The organism is Acinetobacter psychrotolerans (assembly GCF_048552595.1).
In the GTDB taxonomy this organism is placed as follows: Bacteria; Pseudomonadota; Gammaproteobacteria; order Pseudomonadales; family Moraxellaceae; genus Acinetobacter.
Genome location: NZ_JBIMDK010000013.1, coordinates 1 through 12706 on the forward strand (window position 1 = coordinate 1; position 12706 = coordinate 12706).

The following is a 12706-nucleotide window of genomic DNA, read 5'->3' on the forward strand; positions in this document are numbered from 1 at the left end:
AAAGTTAAGATGATGGTATGACAATTTTATATACTCCATAAACCCTTTAAATTAATTAGGTGGTTTATGTCGCACTTCAAGTTTTACTCTGCCAGGTTTCAAATAAACTGAATATTCCTAATAAAACTGTTCAAAACTTTATCGCTGCAAATTTAGTCATTCAAAATGCAGAATTAATTTCTGCAAAAGACTGTCAGTTTGATAAAACACCTGAAACCAATACTCATACTGAAAACAAAGGTTTTTTAAAAAGTTTTTTCGGTAAATTAAAAAACAAATTCAATTTTTAAAATGAGGCTCATAGATGATTATTCAAAAGTATAAAATTGTATTTGCTGGTTCTATGGGAGCAGGAAAAACTGAAGCAATTAAATCATTATCAGAAGTTCCTGTTCTTGCAACAGAAGCTTTTAATACAGATGATTTGAGTCACAAAAAGCTCAATACCACAGTTGGCATTGATTACGGTGAAGTCACATTAGATGATGGCAGTAAAATTGGATTATATGGCACACCTGGTCAAGGTCGGTTTGATTTTATGTGGGGGGTCATTTGCAAAGGTGCAATTGGTACAATTTTATTAATTGATCATAGTTTAAAAATGCCACTAGAAGAACTCGATTACTACCTCAATATTTTTAAACAGTATGGTGAAAATATAGTGATTGGCATCACTCATATTGATGATGATATGAATAAATCAACGCACCAATACCGCCAATGGTTGATGGATCGGAATTTAAGCTTCCCTGTATTTTTTATTGATGCTCGTAAAAAATCTGATGTTTTATTGTTGTTAGAAACACTCATTACATCATTAGAAGTTAAATATTTATAAGCCAATTTAACTTCGTTAAAACACTCAATCTTATGATCATTTTTGAAAATAAAGCATGAGATGTTTCATTGATCTCAAGCATGATCGAGAATTTATTTAAAAGATATTTCGTGAGGAAAGTTTAGAGTAAGTCTTGTTATTTTAATGATCAAATATTTTAGTTTTTATTCTGCTCATCTAGAGCCTGATTTAAAATCTTTTAGGGTGTCAGGGAAAACATCTGTTGGTTTACTTCAACTATTAAAACTTTGTAAGTTCTAACCCTATTGCCTATAAACTTTTGGTTTATAGCGTCCTAAGCCGAATCGAGACCTTTTGGGTAAGTACTACACTCACGTTATACGCAACTGGCAGCAAGCTACTCTCTTCGATCCCATCACACCCTTGAAATATACTTTAACCAATATGCTTCGGAATTATTTCCCTAAGATGCACTCATTTCGAGTATTTTTAGAAAAATTTTCCCTGTAATGCAAAAAAATCAGAATTTTTTATCTTTATAGCCTAAATTCCGCTTTTTTATTTCATAAAACATGATGAAAATGAAAAATATTGACTCTTTCCACATAAATAATGACCAATAGGATAAACAGTCTCTTTCAGCGCATTTATGATGCTTCTTGAACGGCTTTAACTCGACTATTCATATAAATTTTTTCTAATGTTGCAATATTTTGGCTTAAAAAAGCATTGAGACTATCATTTACTTGCTCCAGTGTTCCCTGCTTAATCAAAAATATTTCTTTATTTTTCCGAGTGATTAGCCCAAATAATTCACGTTGCGGAATAATCAATTGAATATTACTTTCGATCTTAAATTCAAATTGTTCAGACTGTGAAAAAGCATTCAAAGTTATACTGATATATTGCTTAGATGCTAAATGAATCACTTTAAAAATCGCATTTTTACCATTCAATTGCAGTTGCAACACTCGAAGTCGTCGCCAACTTATTGCGGCATAACGCTCGATCACATATTGATGATCTACATTGTGAATAAGATCATTTGTATCTGTTTCTCTATGATTGGGCGATTGAATTTCTAGATCAAATGTACTCATTATTTAGGAACTCATTTCCTTATGGAATTTTTATAGTTTAGCAATATTATGCATAATTAACATAAACTTGGATCAAGAACTTATGACTGATGAATTGATTTTTAAACGACATTTCATAAATTAATATCAAATAATGATATTTTTATTTATTTTGAATATATTTAAACCATTCACATGAATTGGATTGCATCCGCACAGTAAAGCTTTTATACAAACCAACGATGCAATCCATTTGCAACGGTTTATACCAAACGCTGTTCTTGTAACATTTTCTTATGAACTAATTGTTTATATTGATCCGTCATACTTTCAATCTGTCCATTTAAAAATAAGCCCAATTGCTCAGATACTTGATTTTGATTCAAATTTTTATACACCACATCGTATTTCTTTTTTCGAGTAATAAAGCCTAGAAATTCTTTATTTTCAATCACCAATTGAATATTACTGTCAATTTGGAAAACTGGATCAGCTTTGGTCGATTGCGTATTCAATTGAATATGTAAATACTGCTGAGTATCTGTATCCACTACAGCAAATGAGGTTTCAGTATTTTGTAATTGGATCTGAGTCAAAAAAATACGACGCCAATTGATATTGTAAAATGCTGCCTGAATTTGATTAATGTCACCCGTTTCAAATGATTTTGTATTCGATGATTCATTTTGCATAGGTAAACTAATTTCAACTTCAAATATTTTCATGATTACACCCATCCTTGAGTTTTTAATATTATGAATTATTAATAACACTTATCCCCTTGTTTTAAAATAATTATTATTGTTAAACCATTAAAACTTATCGCTTATTTTAGAAACAGATTCACATTTATCCATGTAAATTTTGATGAAGTTTTAATTAATTTTTACATTATTTTGAGATTTAAACAGCGACAAAAACAAATAAGCACTCAAGGCAATATTAATTCATCAAAATCTTTGATTTCAGTTAGATACATCGGTGCTCGATTGAACTTACTCCATAATTCTTTAAATACAGGGTCACCTTCTGGATCTTTGTTGATATTATCCCGAACCAATTTTTTGCCTGTTAAAAAGTTCATACTGGTTTCACTCTCTACATAAGGGCCATGATTACTTGAATCATCGTATCCGATTAAACGTAGATCCTCAGCTTCTAATCTAAATGCGTAATCCCAAAAACCATAGCGACCATGCCCATAATGAACATGCAGTACATTTTTCTCAATGTTAATCCATAATTCTGGTGCATAGTACACACCACCTTCCTCATTTTCCGAGCTAAAACAAGTAAGATTTTGCACAACTTTTTTATATGTACCTTTTTGATTCAATAGCACAATAATGCCACGGCGGTTCCGATCTAGTTTTCCACGATACTCATGATCGACCCATTGGCTAGGGTCTGTCGCTTTGACAATCAGCACTAAATCATTAATCCCATCTTTATTTAAATCACCCTCTATTGCTTCGAATAAATTGTATTTGGTAGGAATATAAGCCTTATATTTCACTTTGTCTTTTTGTAGCTTAATTTCTTCTGCTGTTGGCTGTTCTGTTTCGGCAAAACTCATTTGAGATACAGTGATTGTTGCTGATAGAGTAATAAGTATAAGAAGAGTGTTAAATTTCATCATCTTTCCTGATTTTTAAATTTTTAGACCATTTTATCTGCACGATTTTAATAAACACTGTTTCAATAGAAACTCTTGGAGATTTTATTGAGTATCAATGATCGATTCTTGCAGTTCATGAATAAATCTCAGCATCATAAATTTATATAGAAAACTGGCTTAATTTGTATAGTTAAAAGTGTCATCTAAACCAATCCAATTAACAAGATAAGTCTTTTATTCGATGATAAAAAAGACTGAGAATAGCAAAATAAAAGTTGTGAATTTGACTACCAAACAATCATAGCCAATGTTCTTTATTTGGCCATGATCACCTGAAATATTAAAGATTTTTAAAAGTTAGGATTAAATGATTCAATCCTTTTGAATGAATATTTTATAAAGCATTGAATGCAATTTCTTGTCGTTTTCGCTTAATCCATCTAACGGCTAAAAAGATAAATATAACCACCAATATCGCAACCAAAACAGGTAACAGCATTGCCATGATTGAGACAATCACAGCACCAATCCATTCAACGGTTGAAACTACTGGATTAGCAATTCCGCCAGTCGTTGCTGTAGATACACCACGTACTGCAACCGTGCTCATTTGTACAGCTGTTGCTGTACCACCACCAATAATAATCGCGGCTGCCCAACTGGCAAACTGTGACATTTCGCCAGTGCTGACTGCCATTGTCGTGAGTGTGCCTGCAATCATTGCCGCAGGTGTTGCAACTGTATCTAGAACATTGTCCACCCATGGAATGTAATAAGCTGCAATCTCACAGACAGTTGCTAAGCCCAATGCCACACAAACCGATGGTATCGCTAACCATTCAAAACCTTTCATTGGTTCAAACCAACCCATTAATGCTGCAACACTCATGACTAATAATGGTACAAATACACGAAAACCACAGGCAGCACTTAAGCCGATACCAATACATAGTCCTAATATTGTTTCTATCATTATTTCCCTGCCTCTTCTCTTTATAGTTTTATTGGATTTCTTTCATTGGCTGCTTTTCTTTCTCTTTTAGGTGAAGTATTTAAGAGCATGTAAATCTAGCTGAAAGAATTCTATTCCCTATAAATTAACAAAAAGCCCTATCGAGTGATAGGGCTTTATTTTAAACAGCAGGTAACTGTTTAAGTGATTTGCTTAGGCAATTTTATTTTTTAAATTGATTGCCAAGGCACTTGGTACACGGGGGTAAACGATCTGTACCAATTTCTAAGTAGGTGCGATGTCCGCAGTTGACACAAAAATAGAAGCCTGTTCCGGGTTGTTGACCAGCAGTAACCATTTTTGTTCTCCATAGGTTTTTAGAAATGGTGAATAAAGTATAGACACTTTTTTAGCTTTGTCTATTGGTTATTTTAAATAAAAATGGTGTCATTTTTGCAAGAAATAATAAAAAATTTCACCACACATACATTTATTTTGTGACTCAGTTTTATATTTTTTCCGTTTAAAATGTCAAAAATGAATCGAATTAACGATGTATCATGTTTGCTTAATGTCGTCATTGAACTCTTTAGCATGATTTCATTACCAAACATGATTTCTTGTTTCTTAAGTGTTTTATGTACTTGTAGATGAAATCAATTTCATATTTACTTCACTAACAATCAGAAAATATTTGTCTTATGAAAATAAAATACATTTTACTCTTGGTATTGATCACGTTGACTTGTAGCTCATGTAAGCTCTTGAAAACTCATGTGGTAAAGTTGACTTCTTCTGCTGAAATACAAAATGATGCTGTTTTATTAAAAACGACCAAGGGTTATGTCTATTTGACCACTAAAAAAATGACTGAACCACAAAAACTAATTTTAAGCAGTCTGCTCCCTTTTCAGTGTTTAGAAATTAAAACACCTGAGCAATTTGATATGCAAAATCGGAAAGTATATTTTGATGATTTTAAAATTAAAAGTCTTCCAACGAGTCATCCTGATTGTCGTAAGGTTAAAATCACGACACGCGTTAGCATTAATTAATATTCGATGGGTTTATCTAAGTAATTATTAGCAATATACATATTGTGAAATATGGCATGAACTGCACCGCTTATAGCGATATAGCATTTTTTCTTCGGCTTTTTGTTTGGGGATTTTTTGGGCATGAGTTTCTTAATAAATATTTAATTTCTATAACGCTCTTCTTTATAAGGTGAAATACCAAAAATTTTGATATTTTAATAAATCAAACAAACTTTTTCAGGCTCCATCGTAAAGCTAATGAAGCTAAGTAAATGCTTTTGTAAATATACTATTCATTCGCAATACTTGCAGAAGCCTTAGGAATAGCATTCACATCAATCATCTTTAAATTTTTTAGACCGCTTTCATTTGTGAGTTTTATAAAACCTTCCCATCTTTTATCACTTATTTCCATATTATGAATAACTAAATAAATACCTTTTAAAGACTTTTCTGCTTTTAAATAGATTGGTAATTGTGATGTAAATCCTTTCGCTAATTTACTATTAGACGTCAACTTAACTTCAACAAGCACCTTATTATCAGACCCGCTACTAAATTTAAAATCTACAGGACCTCTACCTGCATCTGATTCAGGACTTAAATCAATTTTATTAGCCCTGCAATAACTATTAGCTATACCAAAAAATAAAAGTTGAGCAGCAGACTCATGTTTTCTTTTTCCATCTTTATCATATAACAATGTGCATAATTGATTATCTTCAACTAAGACTTTGAAATGTTTACAGATCTCCTCTACTAACACATATACTTCATCTAACGAAGGATTATTAGTTAATTTTAAATTTAATGGATATGTTTTCGCTATAGTTTTCGTTGCTTGATACCATATCGTTTCTCCAGTTGGATCATCTGAAAAATCATAATATTCAAGTGGTGCAGATTTGTAAGCGGCTAGAACTTCTTTCAAGAATTCAGGATCATCTATTATAGCTTTACGAATATGCCCTTTTTGTTCCTGAATCGTTATTTTCTTAAATGAACCTTCTATTACTGAGTTTAAATATTTTCTCAACTCTTCATTATGCTTACAAATCCAATCAATATCCATAAAACTATCTGCAATTGGTAAATCTCTCAAAAATTCTTTTGGGACAAGAATTATTGATTTACCATTTATTTTATTTTCAGGTAAATCTGCCTTAGGATAATTTTTTGAGAAAGATAATTTAGTAAGTGACACTGTAAAGTGGGAACAAAGTCTTTGTGTATAAGCAATTAATTCCTCAATCAGAATATTTGAAATTAAATCACTAATTAAATCTGGACCAATCCCATCTTGAAAACCACCTATCAACTCAAATATTGTAGGATCGTCAGTGCCAGCTTCTAATATTAGTTTTAGATTTCTTAAAATTTCTATTTTTTTATCTTTCCAATTCCACCTCCTCCTTCATTATCCTTTCCGTAACCAATTGAAAGTCCATTAATCTCACTAGACTTAAATTGTTCAACAGCTCTATTCCAAAATAAATCATTTTCTAATTTACTTGCTTTTAATAATCTCAAAATTCTTTCAAAGTATTTTTCAATTTTATTTGATGCACTTTTAAATTCAGGAATTTTTGTATTTTTAACTAATAAAGGGTCTATAAACAATCTTGTATCAATACCCAAAATTGGATCTAAAGCCCCTAATGAATCATAAACACTAAAATCAATATTATATGAATCTGAAAAACTAATTGTCATTTTACTTACCAATAAAAACCCCACTTAACAGTAGGGTCTTTTTAAAACAATATCAATAACTTTCAGCTAAAGTATTAAGCCACATTCCCTTCCAAGAAATCCTGTGCAAAGCGTTGCAACACACCACCCGCTTCATACACATGCACTTCTTCTTCGGTATCTAAACGACACGTTACAGCAACTTCAACAATTTCACTCTTACCGTCTTCAGTCGCACGCTCAATCACTAAAGTTAAAGTCGAACGCGGTGCAATATTACCAATCACACTATACAACTCAGTACCATCTAACTTCAAAGTTTTACGGTCAACGCCTGCTTTAAACTCAAGCGGTAACACGCCCATACCCACCAAGTTCGTACGGTGAATACGCTCAAAACCTTCCGCAACAATCACTTCAACACCTGCAAGACGCACACCTTTGGCAGCCCAATCACGGCTCGAACCCTGACCGTAATCTTTACCTGCGATGATAATCAGCGGTTGTTTACGATTCATATAAGTTTCAATCGCTTCCCACATACGCATTACTTCGCCTTCAGGCTCAACACGTGCTTTAGAACCTTGCTTGATCGTACCGTCAGCACGAACCACCATTTCATTGAACAGTTTAGGATTCGCAAATGTTGCACGTTGAGTAGTCAAATGATCGCCACGGTGCGTTGCATAAGAGTTAAAGTCTTCCTCGGGTACGCCCATTTTTTTCAAATATTCACCTGATGCACTGTCCAATACAATTGCATTTGATGGAGACAAATGGTCCGTGGTGATATTGTCACCCAAAATTGCAAGTGGACGCATATTTGCCAAAGTACGTGGAGCTGCCAAAGCACCTTCCCAATACGGCGGACGGCGGATATAGGTACTTTGCGGACGCCAGTTGTACAACGGACTTTCAGATTTCGCATTCACACCCAAATCAAACATTGGAATATAAATCTTTTTGAATTGTTCAGGCTTAACTGCAACTTTCACCAAAGCATCAATTTCTTCATCCGACGGCCAGATGTCTTTTAAGTAAATTGGATTGCCATCTTTGTCGTTACCCAATGCATCCGTTTCGATGTCAAAACGAATGGTTCCTGCAATCGCATAAGCCACCACTAACGGTGGAGAAGCCAAGAATGCTTGTTTTGCATAAGGATGGATACGACCATCGAAATTACGGTTACCCGAAAGTACCGCAGTTGCATACAAGTCACGTTCGATAATTTCTTCTTGGATTTTTGGATCCAACGCACCCGACATACCGTTACACGTTGTACATGCATACCCTACGATACCAAAGCCCAATTTTTCTAAATCCGTTAGAACACCTGCTTCTTCAAGATATAAAGCAGCGGCTTTAGAACCCGGTGCAAAAGATGATTTCACCCACGGTTTGCGAATTAAACCTAACTCATTCGCTTTACGAGCAAGCAAACCTGCTGCAACGGTATTACGTGGGTTAGAAGTATTAGTACATGATGTAATTGCGGCAATAATCACCGCACCATCAGGAATTAAACCTTCCGCTTCTTGCGCACGAGCAGCATCTAAATTACCTGCAATACCTTTTGCTTTTAAGTCAGCAGTCGATACACGTGCATGTGGGTTCGAAGGTCCTGCGATGTTACGAGTTACTGTTGAAAGATCGAAACGTAATACACGAGGATATTCCGCAGCTTTCATATCGCTTGCCCAAAGACCGATTTCTTTGGCATAAGTATCTACAAGCTTGATTTGATCTGCTTCACGACCTGTTAGAGTCAGATAATCAATGGTGTTTTGGTCGATGTAGAACATTGCCGCAGTTGCGCCATATTCAGGGGTCATGTTAGAAATCGTCGCACGATCGCCCACAGACATACTATCTGCGCCTTCACCAAAGAATTCTAAATACGCACCGACTACACGTTCTTTACGTAGGAATTCAGTTAATGCCAAAACGATATCTGTAGCGGTAATACCTGCTTGTCGCTGACCAACAAACTCCACACCAATGATGTCTGGAAGACGCATCCAAGACGCACGACCTAACATCACATTTTCAGCTTCTAAACCACCAACACCAATCGAGATCACGCCCAAAGCATCGGTATGTGGTGTATGTGAATCTGTACCTACGCACGTATCTGGATACGCCACGCCACCACGGTTTTGAATCACTGGAGACATTTTTTCCAAGTTGATTTGATGCATGATGCCATTGCCCGCAGGAATTACATCAACATTTTCAAACGCTGTTTTTGTCCACTCAATGAAGTGAAAACGGTCTTCGTTACGACGGTCTTCAATGGCACGGTTCTTTTCAAAAGCATCTGGGTCGAAACCACCGAATTCCACTGCAAGTGAATGGTCGACAATCAGCTGTGTAGGAACAACTGGATTGACTTTAGATGGGTCACCACCCTGCTCTGCAATCGCATCACGCAGACCTGCAAGGTCAACAAGCGCTGTTTGTCCAAGAATGTCATGGCACACTACACGAGCTGGATACCATGGGAAATCGTGGTCTTGTTTGCGGTTAATCAATTCTTTTAAAGACTGTTCAAGAATGGCTGGGTCGCATTTACGAACCAATTGTTCAGCCAATACTTTTGATGTATATGGAAGTTTTGCATATGCGCCTGGCTGGACATCTTCTATGGCTTGACGCACATCGAAGTATTCGAGCTGGGTTCCTTGCAGGGGTTTACGATAGTTGTTATTCATTGGGTATGTGCCTCTTGCATCATTGTGTACTGCATGTTTATGCTTGGAATAGTACACTGCCGAAAAGCTATTTCCCAAATCTCTTATATTTCATATGGTTAAGTATAAAAATAGGGGTTTTAGCAACATTTAGTAACAACTTCTACAAGTTATTTTCCTGAATTGAGCTTTTTTTAGAAAAATAGCGGAAAATAGCTTTAATTCTTTAGTATTAGATTTGACACAAGTGAGTTATTTATGAGCGACTTAGCATTCTCCTCATTCACATTAATCGGTGTGGATGCCATTAAATTTCTACAAGGTCAAGTAACTGTTAATGTTGAAGCTTTGGCTGAAAATGTTACTCAATACACAGCTATTTGTGATTTAAAGGGACGCATCCATTTTGGTTTATGGTTAAAAAAACTGAATCCTGAACATTTGGAAATAGTGACCACACAAGACCAAGCGGAAGAATTTGCCAAACATATTAAAAAATATGGTGCATTTTCTAGAATGAAGCTTGAAGAAACCGGAGCAGTTTCCCCTATAACAAATGCGCTTACTACTGACTTTTCTGCCAAAAGCACAGATATTTCCGCTTGGGAAATTACTGCGATTCGAACGGGTCAAGCTTATATTAATCAAGCGATTGAAGGTGTATTCCAACCTCAGGAATTACGTCTGCATCAACGTGGTGCTATCAATTATGACAAGGGTTGTTATTTGGGGCAGGAAGTCATTGCTCGTCTTTGGTTTAAGGCAAAACCGAAAGCTTGGTTACATGCAATTCAAGGTTCAGGTGCTGCGCCTGCACAAGCCGAACAATTGAATAAAGGTGTTCAGGTGGTGAATAGTACAGCGATTGAAAATGGTTATTTAGCTTTAGTCGTCGCTCGCCCAGAAGCTTTAGAAGAGTTAGAAGTGACTGTTTTAGTATTGCCTGAAAGCTTAAGTGGTGATGTGGCGAGACCGCAGTAACTGTTTAACTTATTTATGAATTGTTGTTATATTAGCTCACAATAGTGAGCTTTATAACGAATAAATCATGGCAGAACCAATAACATTATTACTACTTAGACCAATTTTCACTGAAATCGCGAAAAATTTAAATTCTTTACTTACAGCTGAATTTTCTAAACGCTTTAAATCAAAAAATTTTTCAATAAACAATCAACAACTTGTAGACTCTATTGAAAAAATAGGCTCTGTAAAAACACTTTTTACAGGAGCAGATAAACCTGTAGACATTAATAGTTTTTTCTACCTTCCATGGGTTACTACTAAAGATGGTATAAAAAAAATAAAATCATTAAATGAAATTCCAACTGATCACAGTATTTTATTAGAAGCTACTGTTGGACAAGGAAAATCTATTTTTATGAGATATTTAGCCTTAAAAGAACCTGAATGTAATCAACGTATTCCCATTTTTATAGAATTAAAAAACATTTCAAAAGAGAAAAATTTAAATCAACTAATTAAAGAGAAAATTTCATCTTGGGCATCTTGTATTACTGATGAGCAAATTAAATATATATTACAATCAGGTCAAGTATCCTTATTTTTAGATGCTTTTGATGAGATTAGCAAAGATTATATACTCGACACTTTCTCCACTATTGAAAATTTCTCATTAGATTATAAAGAATTAAAAGTTATTGTAAGCAGTAGACCAGATCATGATATTAAATTTTCTAATTACTTTGAATCATTTAGTGTAAATCCATATGATGAGAGTGATCAAAAAGAACTAATTAATATTCTAGTTCCTGACTTTGATAATAGAAAAATTCTTATTAGCTCAATAGAAAATAGTACCCCTGAAATAAAAAAAATTCTAACTACCCCTTTAATGATCGGTTTATATATAAAAAAATTTAATAATGATTTTACACCTCCTGAAAATATTACGAGTTTTTATAAAAACCTTTTTGAGGTTGTTGCAGTAACTCATGACAGAACAAAAGGTGGTTTTATAAGAAAAAGCTTATCTGAGCTTTCTCAAGAAAAATTAGAAAAAATTTTTGAACGATTTTGTTTTGAATGTTACAGAATTGATAAAACATCATTTGATCGCGTTGAAATAACTAAAATATTGAATGTCTGCCTTAATAAGCTTGAAATTAAAGAGTGTTCAGCTCAACAAGTTTTGAACGACTTTTGCAATTATCTTTGTTTGATTATTAAAGATGGTACAAACCACACATTCATTCATAGAAGTATTTTTGAATTTTATGTAGCTTTTTTTGCAAGTAATTTAAGTGAAAATAATGCAAAAAAATTAACTCCAACCTTAAAGAATATGAACATTTTGAAATTTCTTAAATCTCTAAACAGTTATTATTTTAATAAATATTATTTAAAAGAAGAAATAGAAAAATACTTAACCTTTCTAGATATAGATATAGATATAATAGATATTAAAAAAAATATTGTACCATTGAAAATTGCTAATCTTTTTCAAATTTGCGAGCAAGATAATAATAATATTCTTTTATTACGTAGAGAAATCTTTGATTTAATTAATCAATACCCTTACTCATATCACACATATATATATGAAATTATAGATAAAGTCATCTACCAACGCAGCCGATGGGTAAAAAAGTGGGAGATTGAGGAAGTTAATATGGAATATTCAATTCAAGAAATTGAAACCATCAATTTAATTGAAGAAATACAAGATAATATACAAATACAAAACATGTGGGGGAATTTTATAAATATCTATTATGGACTTATTCAATTAATAAAACATAAGGAAAATGAGATTTCGAATGATGATTTTGATGATTTGTAAATTTTTTCATCTACAAAGAGTCAAAGTTTAAGC

General features: G+C 33.7%; 11 protein-coding genes and 1 pseudogene. 4 read left to right on the forward strand and 8 right to left on the reverse strand.

Annotated features, from left to right (window positions below):
• Window positions 1-304 precede the first annotated feature (304 nt).
• The gene (locus tag ACG94X_RS11705; protein WP_419383904.1) at window positions 305-838 is read left to right on the forward strand and encodes a GTP-binding protein; all 534 of its coding nucleotides are present in this window, start codon (window positions 305-307) and stop codon (window positions 836-838) included.
• A 608-nt stretch (window positions 839-1446) separates the two neighbouring features.
• Here ACG94X_RS11705 and ACG94X_RS11710 read toward each other — a convergent pair.
• From ACG94X_RS11710 to ACG94X_RS11730, 5 genes are all read right to left on the reverse strand, one after another.
• Window positions 1447-1899, reverse strand: a complete 453-nt coding sequence (locus ACG94X_RS11710; RefSeq protein ID WP_419383905.1) for a hypothetical protein — start codon at window positions 1897-1899, stop codon at window positions 1447-1449.
• Between the two features lie 242 nt (window positions 1900-2141).
• Window positions 2142-2603: a hypothetical protein gene (locus ACG94X_RS11715; protein ID WP_419383906.1), complete on the reverse strand. Its 462-nt coding sequence runs from the start codon at window positions 2601-2603 to the stop codon at window positions 2142-2144.
• A 206-nt stretch (window positions 2604-2809) separates the two neighbouring features.
• Window positions 2810-3517 (reverse strand): hypothetical protein, encoded by a 708-nt coding sequence (locus ACG94X_RS11720; RefSeq protein WP_419383907.1) that lies wholly within the window; start codon window positions 3515-3517, stop codon window positions 2810-2812.
• 373 nt (window positions 3518-3890) lie between these two features.
• Window positions 3891-4466, reverse strand: coding sequence for a DUF4126 domain-containing protein (locus ACG94X_RS11725; RefSeq protein WP_419383989.1), 576 nt, complete (start codon window positions 4464-4466; stop codon window positions 3891-3893).
• 205 nt (window positions 4467-4671) lie between these two features.
• Window positions 4672-4833, reverse strand: coding sequence for a zinc ribbon-containing protein (locus ACG94X_RS11730; RefSeq protein ID WP_419383990.1), 162 nt, complete (start codon window positions 4831-4833; stop codon window positions 4672-4674).
• Window positions 4834-5224: 391 nt separating this feature from the next.
• Between ACG94X_RS11730 and ACG94X_RS11735 the strand changes: the two genes are divergently transcribed.
• A complete protein-coding gene (locus ACG94X_RS11735; RefSeq protein WP_419383908.1) occupies window positions 5225-5503 on the forward strand; it encodes a hypothetical protein in 279 nt (92 codons plus the stop codon).
• Window positions 5504-5774: 271 nt separating this feature from the next.
• On the opposite strand, the gene ACG94X_RS11740 is transcribed toward ACG94X_RS11735, so the two are convergent.
• The 3 genes and pseudogenes from ACG94X_RS11740 to acnD form a co-directional block, all read right to left on the reverse strand.
• Window positions 5775-6557 (reverse strand): DUF8371 domain-containing protein, encoded by a 783-nt coding sequence (locus tag ACG94X_RS11740; protein WP_514131872.1) that lies wholly within the window; start codon window positions 6555-6557, stop codon window positions 5775-5777.
• Between the two features lie 72 nt (window positions 6558-6629).
• A pseudogene (locus ACG94X_RS16970) lies at window positions 6630-7198 on the reverse strand (DUF8370 family protein); the annotation flags it as partial.
• A gap of 74 nt (window positions 7199-7272) precedes the next feature.
• Window positions 7273-9891: a Fe/S-dependent 2-methylisocitrate dehydratase AcnD gene (gene acnD, locus ACG94X_RS11750; RefSeq protein WP_419383911.1), complete on the reverse strand. Its 2619-nt coding sequence runs from the start codon at window positions 9889-9891 to the stop codon at window positions 7273-7275.
• Between the two features lie 237 nt (window positions 9892-10128).
• Here acnD and ygfZ point away from each other — a divergent pair, with 237 nt between their 5' ends.
• Entirely contained in the window at window positions 10129-10851 is a 723-nt protein-coding gene (gene ygfZ, locus ACG94X_RS11755; RefSeq protein WP_419383912.1) for a CAF17-like 4Fe-4S cluster assembly/insertion protein YgfZ, read from the forward strand.
• Between the two features lie 67 nt (window positions 10852-10918).
• On the forward strand, window positions 10919-12673 hold the full coding sequence (locus ACG94X_RS11760; protein ID WP_419383913.1) for an NACHT domain-containing protein: 1755 nt from the start codon (window positions 10919-10921) through the stop codon (window positions 12671-12673).
• The last annotated feature ends 33 nt before the right edge of the window (window positions 12674-12706 follow it).